23 protein-coding genes, 1 tRNA gene and 1 pseudogene are annotated in these 19,096 nt (G+C 65.7%); 13 read left to right on the top strand and 12 right to left on the bottom strand.

From position 1 onward, the window contains the following. On the top strand, positions 1-353 hold a 353-nt coding region (locus KGM94_RS06540; RefSeq protein ID WP_300256110.1), incomplete at its 5' end, for an ATP-binding protein. Between the two features lie 9 nt (positions 354-362). On the opposite strand, the gene KGM94_RS06535 is transcribed toward KGM94_RS06540, so the two are convergent. Beyond that, positions 363-713, bottom strand: a complete 351-nt coding sequence (locus KGM94_RS06535; RefSeq protein WP_300256108.1) for a GrlR family regulatory protein — start codon at positions 711-713, stop codon at positions 363-365. Between the two features lie 210 nt (positions 714-923). Then, positions 924-1,307: a VOC family protein gene (locus KGM94_RS06530; protein WP_300256106.1), complete on the bottom strand. Its 384-nt coding sequence runs from the start codon at positions 1,305-1,307 to the stop codon at positions 924-926. 217 nt (positions 1,308-1,524) lie between these two features. On the opposite strand from KGM94_RS06530, the gene KGM94_RS06525 reads away from it, so the two are divergent. The 3 genes from KGM94_RS06525 to KGM94_RS06515 all read left to right on the top strand — a co-directional run bounded on the left by KGM94_RS06525 (position 1,525) and on the right by KGM94_RS06515 (position 2,908). Beyond that, complete coding sequence (locus KGM94_RS06525) at positions 1,525-2,037, top strand: hypothetical protein (RefSeq protein ID WP_300256104.1); 513 nt, start codon at positions 1,525-1,527, stop codon at positions 2,035-2,037. 156 nt (positions 2,038-2,193) lie between these two features. Continuing rightward, the gene (locus KGM94_RS06520; protein WP_300256103.1) at positions 2,194-2,685 is read left to right on the top strand and encodes a hypothetical protein; all 492 of its coding nucleotides are present in this window, start codon (positions 2,194-2,196) and stop codon (positions 2,683-2,685) included. Between the two features lie 146 nt (positions 2,686-2,831). Next, a tRNA-Arg gene (locus tag KGM94_RS06515) sits at positions 2,832-2,908 on the top strand. Between the two features lie 44 nt (positions 2,909-2,952). On the opposite strand, the gene KGM94_RS06510 is transcribed toward KGM94_RS06515, so the two are convergent. Further along, positions 2,953-3,924: a helix-turn-helix domain-containing protein gene (locus KGM94_RS06510; protein WP_300256101.1), complete on the bottom strand. Its 972-nt coding sequence runs from the start codon at positions 3,922-3,924 to the stop codon at positions 2,953-2,955. A gap of 338 nt (positions 3,925-4,262) precedes the next feature. Here KGM94_RS06510 and KGM94_RS06505 point away from each other — a divergent pair, with 338 nt between their 5' ends. Beyond that, the gene (locus tag KGM94_RS06505; protein WP_300256099.1) at positions 4,263-4,673 is read left to right on the top strand and encodes a DUF3775 domain-containing protein; all 411 of its coding nucleotides are present in this window, start codon (positions 4,263-4,265) and stop codon (positions 4,671-4,673) included. Between the two features lie 74 nt (positions 4,674-4,747). Next, positions 4,748-5,209, top strand: a complete 462-nt coding sequence (locus KGM94_RS06500; RefSeq protein ID WP_300256097.1) for a host attachment protein — start codon at positions 4,748-4,750, stop codon at positions 5,207-5,209. 28 nt (positions 5,210-5,237) lie between these two features. Here KGM94_RS06500 and KGM94_RS06495 read toward each other — a convergent pair whose 3' ends face one another. Next, positions 5,238-5,501: a hypothetical protein gene (locus KGM94_RS06495; protein WP_300256095.1), complete on the bottom strand. Its 264-nt coding sequence runs from the start codon at positions 5,499-5,501 to the stop codon at positions 5,238-5,240. A 291-nt stretch (positions 5,502-5,792) separates the two neighbouring features. Between KGM94_RS06495 and KGM94_RS06490 the strand changes: the two genes are divergently transcribed. Both KGM94_RS06490 and KGM94_RS06485 read left to right on the top strand, forming a co-directional pair. Further along, positions 5,793-6,239, top strand: coding sequence for a hypothetical protein (locus tag KGM94_RS06490; protein ID WP_300256116.1), 447 nt, complete (start codon positions 5,793-5,795; stop codon positions 6,237-6,239). 116 nt (positions 6,240-6,355) lie between these two features. Further along, entirely contained in the window at positions 6,356-7,228 is an 873-nt protein-coding gene (locus KGM94_RS06485; protein WP_300256093.1) for a DMT family transporter, read from the top strand. 120 nt (positions 7,229-7,348) lie between these two features. Here the strand turns inward: KGM94_RS06485 and KGM94_RS06480 are convergent, their stop codons facing one another. Continuing rightward, positions 7,349-8,008 carry a peroxiredoxin gene (locus tag KGM94_RS06480; RefSeq protein WP_300256090.1) on the bottom strand — a complete coding sequence of 220 codons (660 nt, stop codon included), beginning with the start codon at positions 8,006-8,008 and terminating at the stop codon, positions 7,349-7,351. 385 nt (positions 8,009-8,393) lie between these two features. On the opposite strand from KGM94_RS06480, the gene KGM94_RS06475 reads away from it, so the two are divergent. Next, positions 8,394-8,966, top strand: coding sequence for a hypothetical protein (locus tag KGM94_RS06475; protein WP_300256088.1), 573 nt, complete (start codon positions 8,394-8,396; stop codon positions 8,964-8,966). Positions 8,967-9,003: 37 nt separating this feature from the next. On the opposite strand, the gene KGM94_RS06470 is transcribed toward KGM94_RS06475, so the two are convergent. After that, a complete protein-coding gene (locus KGM94_RS06470) occupies positions 9,004-10,857 on the bottom strand; it encodes a nucleotide pyrophosphatase/phosphodiesterase family protein (protein ID WP_300256114.1) in 1,854 nt (617 codons plus the stop codon). A gap of 419 nt (positions 10,858-11,276) precedes the next feature. Here KGM94_RS06470 and KGM94_RS06465 point away from each other — a divergent pair, with 419 nt between their 5' ends. After that, a complete protein-coding gene (locus KGM94_RS06465; RefSeq protein WP_300256087.1) occupies positions 11,277-11,696 on the top strand; it encodes a hypothetical protein in 420 nt (139 codons plus the stop codon). 58 nt (positions 11,697-11,754) lie between these two features. Here the strand turns inward: KGM94_RS06465 and KGM94_RS06460 are convergent, their stop codons facing one another. Together KGM94_RS06460 and KGM94_RS06455 are read right to left on the bottom strand one after the other, a co-directional pair. Beyond that, a complete protein-coding gene (locus KGM94_RS06460; protein ID WP_300256085.1) occupies positions 11,755-12,060 on the bottom strand; it encodes a hypothetical protein in 306 nt (101 codons plus the stop codon). Between the two features lie 36 nt (positions 12,061-12,096). After that, on the bottom strand, positions 12,097-12,225 hold the full coding sequence (locus tag KGM94_RS06455) for a hypothetical protein (protein ID WP_300256083.1): 129 nt from the start codon (positions 12,223-12,225) through the stop codon (positions 12,097-12,099). A gap of 216 nt (positions 12,226-12,441) precedes the next feature. Here KGM94_RS06455 and KGM94_RS06450 point away from each other — a divergent pair, with 216 nt between their 5' ends. After that, on the top strand, positions 12,442-13,344 hold the full coding sequence (locus KGM94_RS06450) for a hypothetical protein (protein WP_300256082.1): 903 nt from the start codon (positions 12,442-12,444) through the stop codon (positions 13,342-13,344). Here KGM94_RS06450 and KGM94_RS06445 read toward each other — a convergent pair. Then, positions 13,341-14,024 carry a MarC family protein gene (locus tag KGM94_RS06445; RefSeq protein WP_300256081.1) on the bottom strand — a complete coding sequence of 228 codons (684 nt, stop codon included), beginning with the start codon at positions 14,022-14,024 and terminating at the stop codon, positions 13,341-13,343. The two genes, KGM94_RS06450 and KGM94_RS06445, sit on opposite strands and share 4 nt — an antisense overlap. Positions 14,025-14,248: 224 nt before the next feature. After that, entirely contained in the window at positions 14,249-14,539 is a 291-nt protein-coding gene (locus tag KGM94_RS06440; RefSeq protein ID WP_300256079.1) for a DUF1330 domain-containing protein, read from the bottom strand. A 297-nt stretch (positions 14,540-14,836) separates the two neighbouring features. Between KGM94_RS06440 and KGM94_RS06435 the strand changes: the two genes are divergently transcribed. Together KGM94_RS06435 and KGM94_RS06430 are read left to right on the top strand one after the other, a co-directional pair. Continuing rightward, positions 14,837-15,670: a class I SAM-dependent methyltransferase gene (locus KGM94_RS06435; RefSeq protein ID WP_300256077.1), complete on the top strand. Its 834-nt coding sequence runs from the start codon at positions 14,837-14,839 to the stop codon at positions 15,668-15,670. Positions 15,671-15,738: 68 nt separating this feature from the next. Next, positions 15,739-16,284: pseudogene (locus KGM94_RS06430) on the top strand (DUF2380 domain-containing protein); the annotation flags it as partial. A 76-nt stretch (positions 16,285-16,360) separates the two neighbouring features. On the opposite strand, the gene chrA reads toward KGM94_RS06430, so the two are convergent. After that, complete coding sequence (gene chrA / locus KGM94_RS06425; RefSeq protein WP_300256075.1) at positions 16,361-17,608, bottom strand: chromate efflux transporter; 1,248 nt, start codon at positions 17,606-17,608, stop codon at positions 16,361-16,363. A gap of 67 nt (positions 17,609-17,675) precedes the next feature. Further along, a complete protein-coding gene (locus KGM94_RS06420; protein WP_300256112.1) occupies positions 17,676-18,926 on the bottom strand; it encodes an arsenic transporter in 1,251 nt (416 codons plus the stop codon). Between the last annotated feature and the right edge of the window lie 170 nt (positions 18,927-19,096).

The raw sequence follows: 19,096 nt of genomic DNA, 5'->3' as shown, positions 1-19,096 counted from the left end.
CTTACGGCCAGGTGCTGACCAACCTGTTCCTCAACGCCGTCGCGCATGCGTTTCCCGACGGGCGGCCAGGCGTGATCGAGATTCAGGCGCGCGAGTCCGGCAAGGACAACGTCGAGATCATCTTCTCCGACAACGGCTGCGGCATGTCGCTGGACGTGCGCCGGCGCGCCTTCGATCCGTTCTTCACGACACGTCGCGACCAGGGTGGCACCGGCCTTGGGCTGCACATCGTCTACAGCATCGTGACCAACCGGCTGGGCGGACGGCTCGACCTCGATTCCGCGCCGGGGGGCGGCACACGCGTCCAGATGATCCTGCCGCGGGTCGCGCCGCTGGAGCAGGCCGCCGAATAGCACGCTGCGCTAATTGACGTCCGCGAGCTTGCGCAAGGTCGCGCCGAAGATCAGGCTGGCCTTGCCGACAAGGGCGGTTCCCGTCATCTCGGCGCGTGTTCCCGTGAAGGTGCCGCTGACGCCGATACCGACCGGCGCCGGTCCGCCGAACAGGGGATTATCGTCGTTGCGCGGAGAGGTGTGCCGCTGCACCAAGACCTCGCCTTTGAAGATGTTGCCCTTCAACGTGTAGCTGCCGGTGTAGAAGAGGTAGGCGTCGCCGCCGAGAATCTGGCCGTCGCGAAACAGGATCACGCCGCTGCCCTTGCCGACGCGTCCATCGAGCAACGTCACATGTATCGAATAGAGGCCGTTCATCATGCGCCCCGCGGGCCAGCGGCCATCGCCCCTGGCGCGCCGGTCCGGCTTTTATGCCAAAGCACCATCTTGTGCGCAACGCGGCAGTTTGCCGGCGGGTGCCGATGATAGCTGTGCCGGCTTGAGCATGATGGATAAGTGACCGTCACCTGCTGAAGCGCGGCTCGTGAGACAGCGAAAGGGCCGGTCGGCGATGCACGAGAGGACATCTCGTCAGGCGTATTTCTTGTCGCGCTCCAGCAGTTCGACCGAAATGCCTTCCGGGCCGCGGATGAAGCAGATACGCACGCCCGGGCGGATGGTGGTCGGCTCGCGCGTGAACTCCACGCCCTTTGCCTTGATCTCGGCGGCGACGGCGTCGATGTCCTTTACGGCCAGCCCAAAGTGGTCGAGGCCCTGATGCGGGTGCGGTGGCGGCGGGTTCATGGCCTGGCCGGGTTCCAGCGGCGCAATGAAGATGTTGGCGCCGCCGAGTTTCACGTCGATCCGCCCTGGGCCGCGCACGATCTCGCCGCCGAGTACGTCCCGCAGCCAGGTCGCCGTCGCCTCGGGATCGGGGCTGCGTAGATGGACGTGGTCCCAGGTGACGACAGTCATTTTGTTTTCTCCCAGTGGAGTCTTTGCCGCATTGCGGCACATGTTAGCCATCCGCTCGGGCGATGACCATATGTCCGCGGCCGGTAGGGAACTTACGGTCGACCTCGTGAGTTTAGGTGCAGGGCCGTCGAGCCGCCGCAGAACGGTCGTACCGGCTGGATAAGGGAGCGAGCGCAACTCGCTCTGACGTTGCTCTTGTCCCTCGGTGACACGTGCCATGAACGCAGAGCTCAGCCGGATCGCACGTCCTCGCATCGCCAAACTCTGGTTGCCGGTGGCCTTGGTCGTCGGCGGTGGTTTATGGCTGCTCATGTCCGATTCGGAAGGCAATGTGGCCCAGAGTGAACCGCTCCGGTCGGAGATGGCCGCGGTTCAGTCGGAACCGGCGGCCGCTCCCGAGGCACCGACGGCCACGGCCCAGGCGCCGGAAGGAGCAGCCGAACTCGATCGGATGCGGATTTCCTCCCAGTCATGGCGGCGCGGTGGGCTCGGCTCCAAGGCGCTGGTGAGCTTCACCTTGCGAAACGACAATGAGTACGCGGTCAGGGACATCGAGATCGCCTGCGTGTTCGACCGCCGCGACGGCAGCCATCTGACGGATCGCCATCGTCTTCTTCCCGATACCGTGAACACCATGAGCCGAAAGACCTTTGCGCACGTGGCTGTCGGATTCGTCAACGTCAATGCCGGTCAGGCGAAGTGCAAGGTGATTGCGGCAAGGCGTGCGTAGAGTCCTACGCCGTTAGCTGAAAAGTCACCCTGATCTCCCGCGATCGGCGAAAAAATTCGCGCCGCTTTGAACCCGGCCGCCCGCGAGGGAACCAATGAGAGGGTGGCCGGTTGATGCGGAGAGCCACGCGCCAGCGCGCGGGCGGAGCGATGCCAGATGCCCATCTTTCGCTATTTCGTTTTCGTCGGTGGAGCGCTGATCGCCCTGCTGTTCGCCGTGAATCTGGCGCTGCCGCAAGAGACGGGCGATCGGCCTGCCGTCGTGGCATCAGGCGCTGACCTGCCCCTGATTCGAATCCGTTCCGAGCGCAAGCTTCCGGAACGCGTCGTGCTCGACACCAGCCAGCCGACCATCGTCCCACCGACGGCGGTGGCGGTCGTCTCGGAGCCGACGGCGGCGAAACCGGCCGATCCGTCGGCCAAGGCAGAGGTGCGTCAGTCGTTCGCGCAGTACGTGCCGTCCGCGCGGCGGCCTGGGGCGACGACCGCCAAGCGGGGCGAGGCCGTCATTGACGCCAGGACCGGGGCGCAGCCGCAATCGCCGCCAAAGCGCAAGGTTGCGAGGACGCGATCGGCGCCTGCTCCGGGCCGGCCGATGATGCTGGTGGCGCAGCAGCCGCATTTTGGTCTCTTCAACACGACCTGGTGACGCCGCCCGATCTGCCGCGGGCACTCGGCTGGGGCTTTTTCTCGGCCGTTCCATCTGCTAATCGAAATCCGTCCGATCGATCCGCCTTCGGCGGTCGCTTCTCTGTTTTGATCAGGATCGGACCTTGGCCCGGCAACGGGCAAGCGGCGCTCGTAGCTCAGCTGGATAGAGCATCGGATTTCGATTCCGAGGGTCGGGAGTTCGAATCTCTCCGAGCGCGCCATTCAGCGTGTCGGGACGTCATGCGCGCTGCGTCCGCGGGCCTTGCTAAGGCGCGATCCGCGACGCGGCATGCCGCCCGCGCGACAGCGTGTGCGACGGCGCCTCGTTGAACGTCGCGCGGTAGAGCGCGGCAAATTCGCCCATGTGGTGGAAGCCTTGGGCTCGCGCGCATGAGGCGACCGTTGCGCCATTGCCGCCTTTCAGGAGGTGTGAGCGGGTCGCCCACAGCTTCTTGAGGCGGATATATTGATGCAGGCTCATGCCGCGCACTTTCGTGACCGCTCCGCCGAGCGTCCGCATGGAGACGCCGAATTCGCTGGCGAGACTCGCCGTATAGATCGGCGACGTCGGATGCGATGCGACGTAATCATCGATCCGCCGCACGAGCTTCGAGGGTCGATCGCCCGCAATTGCAGAGCTGCCATCCGGCGATGGCGTCATGCCAAACAGATCGTCGACGGCGAGAAGGAGGCCCTCCTGCAGATCTTCCGCGACGGCAGGCTGTTCGAACAGGCCGGGCTCGGCCGCCGCGGCTCGTAGCAGGTCGCGCACGAGGCACCGGGCGTGCATCAAGGCGGCGCGGTCCGTGATACTCGCCTGCAGCCTGTCGGTGCGATCGAACCAGCCGCGATCAGGCATGTCTGGCGAGAAGATCACCATGGCGTGCAGATTGGCCCTGGGCTCCATGAAGTGACAATCGTCGGTTCCGCGAACCGCGACCATGTAGCGGGCGTCCAGGCTCATACCCTTCGCGCTGGCCTGCACGTCGTCGTCCATCGAGATGATGATCATGCCGCCGGGGGCGCGATATACGGTGTCCAGGATGCGCGCGAAGGATTTGAGGAGGATGATCCGGCATGCGGGGAGCCGGACAACCGCACGCGTGGCAGAGAAGCGGGCGATATCGAGCGGGATGCTCCTGGCATCCTCCATCAGCTCCGCAGGCCGAAATGCGTCGACGTCCGTGAAGGTGGTCAGTTGGAGTGCCGATGTCGGGGCTAGCGTGCTGAGCAGCATTTGGTTTGGTCGGCGATCGTTTCGATGATGATCATATCACTGATGCGTCGTGATTTCGTAAATCGGATTCGGCCGGGACACGACCGCTCGTTCGCGGCAGTCATTGTGGTATGCCGGCAGCGGCACTGAGCTACCGTCTGACGGTGGAAATGCGGGCTCGCAGATGCAAAGGGACGCAGGACGCAGAATCCAGGATGAACGGGTCTTCAGCCGAGGGCGTCGCCTTCCGGCATCAGGATTTCGACCTTGATCTCGCGCAAACCGCATCTCCCGGCGGGACTCTAGTCTTTATTTGAGGGGAACGGCACGGCGCCGGCTCCCGGAGAGGCAAAACCACGATGCGGACCGTTCCGAACCTGTCGATCTCGCCGGAGAAGGTGTTTTTCATCATCTCGAAGTCGCGCCAGTCCGAAAGCGAGTCTGGCGGCGGGGGCGTGATCCTCGATTCGGGCGACGACGACATGAGCTACGGCCGCGGCGGCCGAGGCGCGGATACCGATCGCGCCGAGCTTTCGGGTTTCATCCGCGATCTCAACGTGGACGAGCAGATCGAGCTCGTCGCGCTGATGTGGCTTGGCCGCGGCGACGGCGAGCTCGGCAATTGGCGTGAGCTGTGTTCGCAGGCCGCGCAGGCGCACAACAAGCGTACCGCTTCCTACTTGTTGGGAACGCCGATGCTCGCCGACTATCTGGAAGAGGCGATGGAACAGTTCGGCAAGTCCTTCGAGGAGTTCGAAGGACACCTCTGACCGGTGGATCCCGCCTTCCTGCGCGCGAGCGATGGATTCGTGCGCCCGCACGCCTATGTTTCTGGAGTACTGCAATGAACAAGATGAGACTCGACAAGGGCGACTGGCTCGTGGTCTGCGACGGGCGCAAGGCGCTCATCCTGGAGAATCTCGGCGACGAGATGTTTCCGAACCTGCACACGAGGGAAGTCCATGAGCAGCCGAATCTTTCGACCCACGCCCAGGGCACGGACGCACCGGGGCGGTTGCATGGGTCGGTCGGCGACGCGCGCAGCTCGGTCGAGCAGACCGACTGGCACGATGAGGCCGAGCGCGTCTTCCTGAAAGGTTTGGCGGGACGACTCAATTCAGCCGTCACCTCGGGAGAGACCACGGCGCTCACGATGGTCGCTTCTCCTCGTGCGCTCGGCATGATCCGGGCCGACTATTCGGAGGCCGTGCGCAAGGCGATCCGGAGCGAGGTCGGCAAGGACCTCGTCAAGATGCCGGTCTACGAGATCGAAAAGCAGTTGCTGGCGACGGGGGCCGCCAAATAGCCGGCCGGGTCGCCGCGTCGGGTACCGCTCAGTAGCAGGGGTGCCGGCGCCGGTCCTGGCCGATATAGGCGGCTGCGCTCCGGTAGCAGTGGTTGGTCGCCGGTCCGTCGTAATAGGCGAAGGTGCCGGGCGTGGGACCGGGCCCGTAATTGTGCAGATAGCTGATCGGGTAGGGCAGCGGATTGGCGTAGACGCGGTCGTACTGGTGATGACCCCGCGCATCTGCGAGGCTGGGGGCAAGGGTTGCAGCGGACAGCGCGACAACCGCGGCAACAAGCGTCGACCTGCTCATCTCAATTCTCCGGAACCGGCACCAACTCCATATCTTATAGCGATTTCACGGCCCCTGGATACCCATGGCGGGGCCTAGAATCGTGCCGAAGTCCACAGATTCGACGGTCGATGGCGCCAAAGTGCAGGGGCCGGGGCCGGCCTCCTGCCCATTTTTGGCCGTTTCCGGATGCTTAACGAATTGCCAACACAGTTTGGCCAAAAGTTTTCGCTGCTCGATCCCATTGCCGGCCTCCTGGGGGTCCTTCAGGCCGGCTCCATGCAAGACAAGGCTTTCCGCCGTTATCTCGCGATGCGCATCACGTCCCTGAGCCTGCTGCTGCTGTCCTTCGTCGCCGTCACGCCGGCGCGCGCGGAGCTGCACATCACCCGTGACCATGGCGGCTATGTCGACGAGTACAAGTCGAAGTACAAGCGCATCCGCGACAGGGGCGAGCGGGTCATCATCGACGGCATCTGCAACTCCGCCTGCACACTGGTGCTCGGCATCGTGCCGATGAATAAGATCTGCGTGACGCCGCGCGCCAGCCTCGGCTTCCACCAGGCCTACTACGACAAGGCCTTCACCTTCGGCATCAAGGTCACCAGCGCGGAAGGGACATCCGATCTGATGTCCTACTATCCCGACACGGTGAAGGATTGGATCCGCCGCAACGGCGGGCTCACCACCGAGATGAAGAAGATCAAGAACGGCGCCGAGCTCTGGAAGATCGTCGATCCCTGTCCCGACGAGTGGTGACCCCGGCGAGGGCTTGCTGACCCCTGCCGTCGCGGGGCGCGCTCCGTGCAGCGCGCCGTCAATCCCGTGCAGATTCGCGTTGCCGCGTCGACCATGGTCGGGCAATGAGAGCGGCAATGAATCACAGTCAGGGAAGCTTCGCCGCCCGGGCGGCGCCGGTTGTCTTCGTCGTGCTCTGGAGTACCGGCTTTGTCGGGACCAAATACGTCGTCAACAACGCCGATCCGCTGACCTACCTCGCTATCCGCATGGCGCTCGTGGTCGGCCTGATGGCCGTCATCGCCGCGGTTGCACGCCCCAAATGGCCCGACCGCGTCGGCATCCTGCACAGTGCCGCCGCCGGCATTCTCGTGCACGGCTTCTATCTCGGCGGTACGGCGATCGCGATCGCACATTCGATTCCTGCGGGTCTCTCCGCGCTCATCCCGGGCCTGCAGCCGATCCTGACCTCGACCATCGCCAATCGCTGGCTCGGCGAGCGTGTGACGCCGCTGCAATGGGGCGGACTGCTGCTCGGCCTCGGCGGTGTGGCGCTGATCCTGCACGATCGTCCGATGACCGGGCAGGCGGGGCTGGGTTGGCTCGCCTCGGTGGTGTCGCTGGTCAGTATCACCCTCGGCACGCTCTATCAGCGGCGCTTCTGCAATCACATCGACTGGCGCGCCGGCAATCTCGTGCAATACGTCTCCGTCGCGATCTTCTTCGCGGCCGGCGCCTTCCTGTTCGAAGACCGCGTGGTGCACTGGACCCGGGAATTCGTGCTCGCACTGGTCTGGCTTGCGGTCGTGCTGTCGATCGGCTCGATCGGGCTGCTCTACTGGCTGATCCGGCATTCGGCCGCGACCTCGGTCGCGAGCCTGTTCTACCTCGTGCCGGCGGTCACGGCGCTGATGGCCTACCTGCTGTTCGGCGAGCGGCTGGACGCGATCGCCATCGTCGGCATGGCGATCTGCGCGGCCGCGGTGTTCCTGGTCAATCGGCGCTTCTGAGGTGGGCCGATCACCTTTGCGGATCGTCGCATCGACCCCGGAATCTCGAACTCCCGGGACTGGCGCTTGCGCGCCGTCCCGGGATGAGGGTTTGCGGTTGCGTGGCGCAGCCGAAAAGCGTCACTTGGGCTGCGGCACGATGCGCAGATACGGCTTTGGCGCCTTCCAGCCCTGCGGGTAGATGGTCTTCGCCTCGTCGTCGGAGACGGAGCCCGAGATGATGACGTCCTCGCCCTGCTTCCAGTCGGCGGGCGTCGCGACGCGATGCTTCGCCGTCATCTGCAGCGAGTCGATCACGCGCAGTATTTCCTGGAAGTTGCGGCCCGTGGTCATCGGATAGACCAGCACCAGCTTGATCTTCTTGTCCGGGCCGATGATGAAGACGTTGCGGACGGTCTGGTTGTCGGCCGCGGTGCGCTTGGACGGATCGCCGGAAACGGCCGCCGGCAGCATGTCGTAGAGCTTCGAGACGTTGTAGTCGGTATCGCCGATCATCGGATAGTTCGGCGCCGCACCTTGCGTCTCCTTGATGTCCTGCGACCAGCGGGCGTGGTTGTCGACGGGATCGACGGACAGGCCCATCAGCTTGACGCCGCGCTTGTCGAATTCCGGCTTGAGCTTGGCGAGCGCGCCGAGTTCGGTCGTACACACCGGCGTGAAGTCCTTGGGGTGCGAGAACAGGAGCGCCCAGCCGCTGCCGATCCAGTCGTGGAATCTAATTTTTCCCTCGGTGGTCTCGGCTTCGAAGTCGGGGGCGGTGGAGCCAATCGGAAGTGGCATGTTCTTTCCTCATCTCATTGAAGGTACTTGTGAATTCGTCCTGGAGGCGTCCGGCTTGAGTATAGGCCCTCAAATGGCTTAAGTGAACTCCTTGCCGCAAAAGGTGAAATCCTTCCCGCCTCGCGGCACCTCCTAGCATCTTCTTGCGGTCATGGCTGCCGCGACGAAATAACCGGTTGCGCGCGATTGTGTGCCGGCTGCCCCGATATTGCCTTTTATCACCCGCATCACGCGCGGCCCCGGGCCGGGATGAAACCGAAAAGGTCCCGAGAGCGACCAATCGGCAACCATCTAAAGAACTCGCGATCCCGGTATCCAATCGTTAACCACTCGTTTACGCCCGCATGAAAATGGTGGGCCGGAATCAGAAATCTGGAAGTGAGCTATGTCCGCCGCTGCGTCGAAATCCGTTGATCCCAATTCCCTGGAACCGTCCTGCCGCGAGACCGCGGCGCATGCGCTGGCCGTCGTGCGCGACGGCGTGATCACTGGCGAAGGCCCGACCACGAAGGGCAGGGTGCATTTCTCCCGCTCGCTCGATGCCGATGACGCCGCCTGGTGCGCGCGCATCCTCACCGCGGTCGCTGTCAACGACCAGCCGGTCAGCCGCGCCGAAGCTGAGGCGCTGTTCGAGATCAACGAGGCCGCGACCGAGCGCACCGACGGCGGCCGGTTCGACGACCTGCTCGCCAAGGCCGTGGCGCATCATGCGGCTTCCGCGTCTGGCCTGTCGGTGCCGCCGCGCAGCGTGGCGCTCGCGCCGGAGACCGAGATCGAGAGCTGGGCGCCGGCCTATGCTTCCAGGGTCAACAGCGAGATGCTGGAGTGGATCGCCGGCCAGATGCGCGGCAAGCGCCATGGCAATCGCCGTCTGATGGCGATGGTGGCGACCTTCATCGGTGCCACCGCGCTGCCGCTGGCGGGCCAGCTGCCGAACATGTTCGACATCGGCCTGTAAGTTTTCGCGCAATTTATCGTGTTTGGGGACGGCGGGGTTATTTCCCTGCCGTTTTCCGTTTGTCGCTCTCAGCCTCGAGCCCGAGCGTGCGGCCGGGGAAGCCCGCGACGTCGAAATAGCGCTGGGCACCGACGCGCTGGAAGTTCAGGACCGTGCGCAGGCCGTTCGCGGCGGGACGCGACTTCACCGAACCCGCATAGGCCTGAGGCGCCGCGCCGTTCGGCATCGCTTCCGTCATCGCGCGGCCGATCAGCTTGCCCTTCGGCTTGACGGAGAGGCCGAGCAGTTTTGCCGCGGTGGCGCCGACATCGGCGTTGCTGACCGGCAACTCGTCGGCAAAACCCGCCTTGAAGTCCGGTCCGATCGCCGCCATGAAGTTCATGGTGTCGCCGCGGCTGAAGCTGCCATGCATGCCCTGGCCCTGGCGCAGCACGGTGTCGGCCACCTGCACCGAACAGTTGGTCGGCGCCTCGCCGCAGTCGCTGGCATAGGAGCGGAAGTTGACGACGATGGACGGCGTCGGCGTCGCCGCCTTGCCCTCCAGATTCAGCCGCGACATCGGCAGCGTGCCGGGGAAGTTGCCGAGATCGTCGTCGACGAAGATGCCGCTGGCATAATCCTGCTCCAGGAGCGCCCCGATGATGCGCCGGGCGAGCTTGCGCTCCCTGTTCGGCAGGTAGATCAGGTCCGATCCGCCATTGGTGGCGACGACGACGTCGGGCTTCGTCGGATCCTTACCGAGGATACCGTTGCCGGCCCTGGGGTGCTTGTTGCCTTCAACCTTTGCGTTCTTGTCGTTGGGGTCGAACAGCGGCAGGTCGAGCGCTTTGGCAAGGTCCAGCGCCACAAACCCCATCGGCAGGAAGTCCTTCGGCGTGTCGTCATAGCTGACCTTGGCGGAGGCGCTGGTCTTGCTCTCCTTGGAGATGGTCGAAAAGCCGTGGTCGGCGGAGATCATGATATTGGTCGAGGCGGCAAGCCCGAGTTCATCGAGCGCCTTGCGCAATCGCGCGAGGTTGTCGTCGGCGTTCCTGATGCCGGCCATCGAGGTCGGCCCGTTGATGCCTGGCTTGATCTGGTTGAGGCTGTCGCCGGTGTTGTGCTGGCTGCCGTCGGGATCGCGCGACCAGAACACCAGCACGAAGGGCTTGCCGCGCGCCTTGAACATCGGCAGCACCACCTTGGCCGCGACGTCGGCGAAATAGGCCTGCTGGGCCACGTTGGCGACGGTGGTGCCGGGCGTCCTGGCATCGCCCGCCTTGGCATTGTCGCCGCGCGAGGGAGCGGCGAGGGGAAGGCCGGCCTTGGTCAGCGCCGCCTTCACCTCGTCCGACAGCGCAACGCCGTTCTTGCCGCCGGTGGAATCGTCGAACACGATCGAATGCAGGCCCGGCTTGTCGGGACGGTCGGTGTGGTCGAACTGGTAGGTCGGACCGACCTTGCCGAGTGCCGCGGTGCTGAACCCCTTGTCGCGCGCGAGCTTCAGGATGGTGTCCTCGTTGAGGTAGTTGCCGCCAAAATGCTCGTCGATGTCGCCGAGCACGCCATCGTTCTCGATGAAGGGGGTGACGGTCCCGCCGGCTGGCCCCGAGCTGTAGGCTGTGTAGAGGGTGTTGGAGAACACGCCGGTGTCGCCGAGATAGTGCCCGGTCGACATCGCCGAACCGTTCGCCATGGTGAAGGTCGGAAACAGCGAATGCGGGTTCTTGAAGTTGACGCCCTTGTCGCGGACTTCGGCCATTGCGGGGGCGGTCTGGGGTGAGACCTTCAGCGCGCGCAGGCCGTCCGGAACGAACAGGATCAGGTTTCTCGGCGTGGCGTTCTGCGCGGACGCAAGCCCGGAGGACAGCAAGGTCAGTCCGGCGGACAGCAACAGCATTGAGCGGCGCATCAAGATCTCTCCCTGCGATGAGGCGGCTTGGCGGCCGAAAGCGGCCGCCGCCTTCGTCTAGTCTTGCTGCATGACGGTTTTGTTACAGGGGACGAAGCCTCATGCAAGCGTCAAGTGGGAGAGGCCGGCGTCCGCGGTGTCGTCCCGTCCTTGTCGGAGCGGGCCGAAGTGCCGCTCGACCGGTTCAAACTGGCGAGGCTGGACTCTTAGGCGGCGAAAGCCTGCACGGAGCGCTGGCGGAATATCGGGGAGCGGGCGGCCCCGGACTTCTTGCGGCGCTCCGTTCGGGCTGGCGGGCGCGCAGGGGCGTGTTAAGATTACGCCTTAACTAACAATTAAGGATGAGTTTGCCGGGGGTGGAGGGCCCGGCCTAGCGTGATCCGGGGAGCGGTCGAACAGCCAAAGAGTTGGTGCGTATCATGACGAACAGATTTCGCGGGGCGGTTCTCGCCTCTCTCAGCGCCGTGGCGCTGACGTTTGCCGTCGACGACACCTTTGCACGATCCGGCGGAGCGCCGGTTGCCGGAATGGCCCATCCGCACATCGCCCCGGGCTTCGGACATCACCACGGCAGGGGCGCGTGGAATTTATGGCCCGGCGGCGGCGCCTTCTTCTACGGACCGAACGCCAGCGAGCCACTGGCGGAGTACGTCCAGCCGCTCCCCAGCGACGTCCGCTACACCTACACTTACGACGTTCCCTGGGACTGGGTGCATCGCTATCCGCCGAACGTCGTGCCGTCCGATCGGCCCTATGTGCCGAGCTGCCCGTCCGAGACCGTCACCGTTCCCGGTCGGGGCGGCGGAGAGCACACCGTCAACATCATGCGCTGCTACTGAGCGGCGCGACGAGTCCGGACACTTCGCCCGGCTCGCCGGCGAACAACGTCAGGACCGCTTACAGAACTCCCTGCGCGGCCGCGTTGTCGCGGTCGGACTGCCGCTGCCGGATGATGGCGAGCGCTCGGCTGCAGGAGAGGAATTGGGCCGTGCCCGGGCGTATGCCGAACGATCCGCAGACGTCGTGGTCCTCCTCGGCGATCGCGCGTGCAAGGTGCTGCTCCGCAGCGGCATGCAGCGCGGGGCCGGCAACGAGCAGCGCGTGCAGTCCGTAGGCCACCACCGCCGCCAGCATCAGGGCATAGCCGATCCCGATGCGGGGCATGTCACTGACGGTGCGGGAATTCGTCCGGGCATCGGTCATGAAAGGTCCTTTTGAAAAATTCCGAAAGTATGCGGCTTACCCGAGCCAGACCGCCGCGATCAGCTCGACGGCAAGGATGGCCGCCAGGACGGCGCAAGCACGGGTGTAGCCTCGCCGGAATTCCGGCGTCAGGTCATGGCCGTCGGTCGGACTGAAGCTGCACAAATCGTCAATTCCTCCGGGCTCCCGCGGTCGCGAAAAGCTAGGGCAGATTCGGCTTCGACGTACGGAACAGATTGCGGTCACCGCAGCCTCGTTGCCCGATGATCGGCGCCGTCCGGCGCGCTCGCTGTTTGGCAAGAACCGGGCCGCGAACGCTCTGGCGTTCGCAACACTTTGCGTATATCGAATCCGCTGTTTCGATGTCGTGGAGGGGGCACTTTGGAAGACGCGGAGGTCGAGCGGCTCCTGGGCGGGCCGCCGCGCGTGACCAATCACGACATCATCGGCCATCCGCGGCTTGCAGACGCGCGGGGGCAATACATCGACCGTTTCCTCGACGTCTATGACGGCGACCCGTTCCTGGTGCGGCTCCTGATCGAGTCCGGCCGGTTCTCCATCTACATCCTCGCACTGGTCATCGAAGCGGCCCAGGACATCGAGCGGCGCGACACCTGGCTCACCATCGGGGCGCTGAAGAAGTGGCTGGCGATGATGGGCATGGCCAGCGACCGCCATGTCGATCATCTGGTGGCGCGGCTGTGCGAGGCCGGCTTCATGACGTCGCGGCCGTCGGAGACGGATCGTCGCGTTCGCATTCTCGCGCTGACCGACAAGGCGCGGGCGCACGACCGCGCCTGGCTTGCGGCCCACTATGCGCCGCTGGCGGTGCTCTATCCGCATCATGACTATCGGCCGGTGCTGGAGCCGGACGCGGCATTCCAGGTGCTGCATCGCCGCACCGCATTCACCTTCGCCCATCTCGGCATGAGGCTCCTGTTGTCCCAGCCGAACATGCTCTTGTTCTTCAACCACGCGGCCGGCTACCCGATCCTCGCTGCGCTGCTGCAGGCCGCGATGCAGGCCGGCGACACCCACGCCGCGGTGCGCTACTCCGACGTCGGCGACCGTTTTGGCGTCTCGGGCGCCCAGGTGCGCAAGCTTCTCACCGCCGCCGAGAACAACGGGCTCGTCAAGCTGCACGCGCGCGGCGGCAGGAAGGTGGAAATCCTGCCCGAGCTGTGGGCCTCGCACGACCGCGGCATCGCCGGCGGCATGTATTTTCACGACGTGGTGCTGGTGGCCGCGATGCAGGCCGGAGGCGCGCGCGGGCGCGCCCGCTAGATCTGCGCCGCGTCGTCGAGAACGGAGCGCGCGACCTCGACGGCGCCTGTGATGATGATCTGCACCCCGACGCAAAGCAGCAGAAAGGCGGACAATCGCGTGATCACGCTCGTGCCTTCCTCTCCGAACAGCCGCGCCATGGCGCTCGACTTTGCGTAGGCATGATAGATCAACGCCGACACTGCGACGGCGACGATGAACAAGACGATGGACGAAGTGAACATGCCGTCGAGATCCTCCGGCCGATGGGAGCCGATCGCGATTGCGGTTGCGATGGTGCCCGGACCGGTGGTCAACGGAATGGTCAGCGGGAAGAACGCCATCCTTTGAATCGCAGCAAAGCCGGCCGCCGAGGTCGCGTGTCCGCCGGGCGCGGCCGGCACCGCGTGCAGCATCGACCAGCCGGAGGCCGCCACGACGAGGCCGCCGGCAATGCGCAGCGCCGGCATCGAGATGCCGAAGAGCTTCAGGATGTGGCTGCCGACGAACAACGAGCCGAGCAGGACGGCAAAGGCGTACAGCGCAACGCGCAGCGCGATGCGCGCGCGCTCGCGGTCCGTAAGGCCGATCGTCCGGTCGAGGAATATGAAGGCCAGCCCGTAGGGATTGATGATCGCAAACAGCGCGCCGAAGGCGAACAGGAAGTCGCCAATCCAGCGGGACGTCAGAAATCCGGTCATGTTGCTCCAACCCGCGCGCCTGGTGCGCGCCATACCAGGCCGAGGATCGTTAGATAACACAAACCTGCCAGTGAGCCAGCCGGAGTGACGTGGTCCGCGCCACGCAAACGGAATACGGGGCGCGCGCGCTGATCCATATCGAAGGTGAGGAGGCGCCTCCCACGGCTGCGCCCGCCGCGCCGCAGTGTGAGCCAAGTGTCGGGTCGTGACATGCCTCGGTCGGGTCACGTGCAGCCGTCGGCCAGCACGAGCCTGCTCGTCGCGGTGGCGTGGCGCAGCTTGAACAGGTTCTGAGCGTCGGGGTCGCCCAGGAAGGCTTCCGCGTTGGTGCGTTCCGGAAATTCGATGATGACCAGTCGGTCGGGATTCCAGTCACCCTCGATGGTCGTCGGCTCGACCCCTCGTACGATGTACCGACCCGAATGCTTCGCTATGAATGCGGGGATCTCGGCGATGTATTTCTTGAAACCGCCGAAATCGTTCACGGTCAGGTCGAGCACCAGATATGCTTTCATTTCCGACCTCGCGCCCGTTTCGTGCCATCGATCATTCATTTCAGGAGCCGGTCGACGGCGGGCGGCGTCGGCTGGAATCGCTGCGGCAGCTCATCATGACCTCGGCGCGCCGGCTGTGACGTCGCAGCCACAATCCGGGGCAATCTGCCGCCGTCACCCCATCGAATGGATCGGCTGCGGGGTCTGCCGTCGTCCCGGAGCGCATCTCCGCACAGATTCTTGTCGTGACTGGCCGCCTTCTTGTGACAGAATTCGCTAACTCGCTCGAGCGCAGTGTCGACATGGGGAACGTTCGCGATGCCGCAGATCAGCACTGCCGTGGATTTCTACGAACGTCACCCGATCACGGCGCAGATCATCCTGGCCAGGCTCGAGGCGGCTCGCGGCACGCTCGACGGATTGCGTCCGGACGAACTGTTCGCGCATGATCAGGATCACTATGGCGGTCTCGCCGCCAATGATGCGCTGGCCGCATGCGCGCAGATCGGTGCCGGCACCGCGGTCGTGGATTTGTGTGCCGGCCTCGGCGGTCCGGCCCGCTATCTCGCGCATCGCTACGGCGCCGACGTCACCGGCATCGAGCTGACGCCATCGCGGGTCGCCGGTGCGGCCGAACTGACGCGGCGCGTCGGGTTGGATGCTCGGGTGCGGGTCGTCGAGGGCGACGTGACCGCGCTGCCCCTGGCGGACGCCAGCGCGGACGCGGTCGTCAGCCAGGAGGCCTTGCTCCACGTCCCCGACCTCGGGCGTGCCCTTTGCGAGGCGCATCGCGTGCTGCGGCCAAACGGGCGCATCGCCTTCACCAACTGGGTGGTCCACCGGCCGCTGTCGGAGGCCGACCGGCAGTTGCTGTGGGACGGCATGGCGGCAGCAACCCTGATCGGTATCGACGAGCACTGCGAATTGCTGCGCTGCGCCGGTTTTGCGATGGAGCGGGTCGAGGACGAGACGGAGGCATGGGGCCGGATATTGGCTGAGCGTCTGCGCATGTACGAGGCGCTGCGGCGCGAGGCGGAGCAGGCGGGTACTCCCGCTGGACACGACGACTTCTACCGATCCTACGTCCTGTTCGTCGGCCTGGTGCGGGAGAGGACGATGGGCGGCGCAAGATTTGCCGCGGTCAAGATTTAGCGGTCAAGACCACGTGAATTGCGCTCCGGCGCCGGTCTGACGCAATCTCCGGCTGCAAAGGCTCCATCATGGGAGGTCCGGCCATGCGTCGGTTCCGTCCAATCCTGTGCGTGCTTGCCCTTCTGGCGACCGATCCGGGCATTCGTCCCGTGCACGCGGACGCGGCGGCCAACGCAGCCCAGCCGGTCAGCGTTGCGGTCGAGGATTTTGGCTATCTCGATACGTCGGGCGAGCCCGTCGATCAGACCGCCGCTCACGAGAGGCGGCTGCGGGCCTTCATGGCGGCGTTGCGGCAGGACGTCGGAGCGGAGCGGCGATACCAGCTCATTCCGTCGGCGCAGTCCGATGCCAAATTCAGGATCGCCGGCGGCGTCCAAAAGACGAGCACGCTGGTGCAGTGGGCGCGGGCCGCGGTGATCGACGTTGCCGCCAACAAGATCGTGATGGAGAAGCTCTACACCTTCCGCGGCGACAATGACGAGGCCTGGCAGCGGGCCGAGTCCTTCGTCTCGCGGGAGATTCGAGAGGCGCTTGCGATGGCAGCGGACCGGCCCGCGCCGATCGCGCTCGCCGTGTTCGACTTCGAGCTCGAGGATACCACCGCGGCGGCCTCGAGCGGGCCGTGCGGCTGGTAGCCGCTCGCCTGGTCGAGAGCCCGTCGCAAGGGCTCAAGGCGCGGTGAGTTTCCGCTCAGCGCAGCCCGACGACGACGCCCGCCAATGCACAGAACGTCACGACCGCGAGCGGCGGGGCGCGCCAGACGGCCAGCAGCACGAAGCCGACCAGTGCGATCCCGAAGTCGCCAGGAGACTTCACCGTCGTGGTCCAGACCGGATTGTAGAGCGCTGCTCCCAATACTCCGACGACCGCGGCGTTGACGCCGCGCATCATCGCCTGGGCGCCGGCGCGCTTGCGGAAGGAGTTCCAGAACGGCAGCATGCCGAGCAGCACGAGCATCCCCGGCAGGAAGATGCCGACAAGGCCGAGCAGGGCACCCGCCACGCCATGCGGCGTCGGCGTCACGACCGTCCCGAGATAGGCAGCAAAGGTGAAGAGCGGGCCCGGCACCGCCTGCGCCGCGCCATAGCCGGCCAGGAACGCGTCATCGCCCAGCCAGCCGGGCGTGACGAATGCCTCGCGCAGCAGGGGCAGCACGACATGGCCGCCGCCGAACACCAATGCGCCGGAGCGATAGAACGCCTCGAACAGCGCCACGCCGGACGATCCTGTCAGGCCGCGCAGCACGGGCAGCCCGGCGAGCAGGGCGAAGAACAGGGTCAGCGCGACCAGGCCGGCCTTGCGGCTCACCGGCATCGCGACGTGGCTCGCAAGGGCCGACGTCCCGTCGCGGCAAAGCCAGAGTCCGGCGAGGCCGCCCAGCACGATCGCTCCGATCTGCGCAACCGACGAGGTGCTGAACAGGATGATCAGGGTCGCGGCCACGGCGATGGAGGCCCGCTCCCGGTCCGGGCACAGCGAGCGCGCCATGCCCCAGACGGCCTGTGCGACGATGGCGACCGCGGTGAGTTTCAGGCCATGCAGCAGCCCGGTGCCGACCGGGCCGCCGAGCGCGCCGGCGCCATAGGCGAACAGCACGAGCGCCATGGCCGAGGGCAGGGTGAAGCCGGCCCAGGCCGCGAGCGCGCCGGCATACCCGGCCCGCATCAGCCCGATCGAGAAGCCGACCTGGCTGGAGGCGGGTCCAGGCAGGAACTGGCACAGGCCGACCAGATCGGCATAGGCATGCTCGTCAAGCCATTTCCGGCGCACCACGAACTCGTCGCGAAAGTAGCCGATATGGGCGATCGGCCCGCCGAACGAACTCACACCGAGCTTGAGGAAGATGCGCAGCACTTCGAGTGGCGAGCCGACCGAGGCTGGCCTCGCTGCCGCGGTGGCGGCCGTGTCAGGGCGTGGCTGGTCCCGTGCAGCATCCATGGTTGATGCATGAAGCGAACGGGGATTGATTGCAAGCGCCGCGCGCACGCCGTGCCGCAGCGGCGCCTTACCAGATCGCCGCCGCCAGCGTCGCGACCAGGGCGGGCGGCGTCACCAAGAGGCCGAGCTTGAGGAAGGTCCAGGCGCCGACCTCGATCTGCTCGCGGCGTAGCGCGACCAGCCACAAGATGGTCGCGAGCGAGCCTGTGACCGAGAGGTTCGGGCCGAGATCGACGCCAATCAGGATGGCGCTGACGACCGGCGCTGGCAGGCGATCGGCGGCCGCGACCGAGCCGGCGACGAGCCCGACGGGCAGATTGTTGGCGACGTTGTCGGCGATTGCCGTGGCGATCCCGACGCTCCAGGCCGCCCTGGGCACGGATTGCGCGACCGCCTCGTGCAGGAGCGCGCTGAGCCGGCCGATCACGCCGGTGCGCACCAAGGCTTCCACCATCACGAAGAGGCCGCCGACCAGCGGCAGCACGCTCCAGGACACGTGCTTCAGCACGGGCCACGGCGATTGCCGGCTGAGCAGCAGCACGGCCGCCGCCGTGACGCTGCCGCAGATGAAGGTCGGCAGGCCGAGCGGACGGTCGAGCGCGGAGGCCGTGACCAGCACGACGCCGATTGCGGCGATGCCGCACGCGGTCAATTTGCCGCCGCGGCCGAGTTTCCGGTGCGGCACGCGGCGGGCAATGGTCTCTTCGCTCAGCGCGCGGTGCAGGGCGAGGCGCAGCACGAGATAGGTCAGAACGATGGAGGCGAGCGAGGGCATCGCGAACTGGCGCAGCCAGTCGGCGAGTTGCGGCATGTGCGCGCCGAACACCACGAGGTTGGCGGGGTTGGAGATCGGCAGCACGAAACTCGCGGCATTGGCGATGAAGGCGCAGACGAACAGATAGGGCAGCGGCTTTGCGCCGGCGGCGCGGGTCGCGGCATGGACGGCGGGTGTCAGCATGATCGCGGTGGCGTCGTTGGACAAGAGCACCGTGACCAGCGTGCCGACGAGATAGATCAGCAGGAACAGCCGCTGCGGCGAGCCGCGCGCGTGCTCGACCGCCAGCGCCGCCAGGTAATCGAACAGGCCTTCGAGCCGGGCGAGCTCGGCAATCAGCATCATGCCGATCAGGAAGAGATAGACGTCGACGCCCTTCTCGATGCCCGCGAGCGCGTCGCGCCAGGGCAATAGCCCGAACGCGACCAATGCGCCGGCCCCGGCCAGCGCCCAGATTGCCTCTGGCAGCCGAAACGGCCTGATGATGACGCCCGCAGTCGCAAGTACGATGATGCTCCAGGCGAAGGCGGCGTCATGCGCGATCGGCAAAATCGGTCTCCTGGTCGCTCATGACCGACGGCGCGCCAGCGCCGACATTGCGAGGAGCTCGCGACAAAATTGTGAAGCAATTTTGCGCCGAAGCAACGAAGCAATCCAGGTTCGTTCCGCAATCTGGATTGCTTCGCTTCGCTCGCAATGACGGCGTTGAAGCA

The sequence above is a fragment of the Bradyrhizobium sp. genome (assembly GCF_028868675.1).
GTDB lineage: Bacteria > Pseudomonadota > Alphaproteobacteria > Rhizobiales > Xanthobacteraceae > Bradyrhizobium.
The sequence above is the reverse complement of the archived record's forward strand: the minus strand, read 5'-3'. Positions and strand labels throughout refer to the sequence as shown.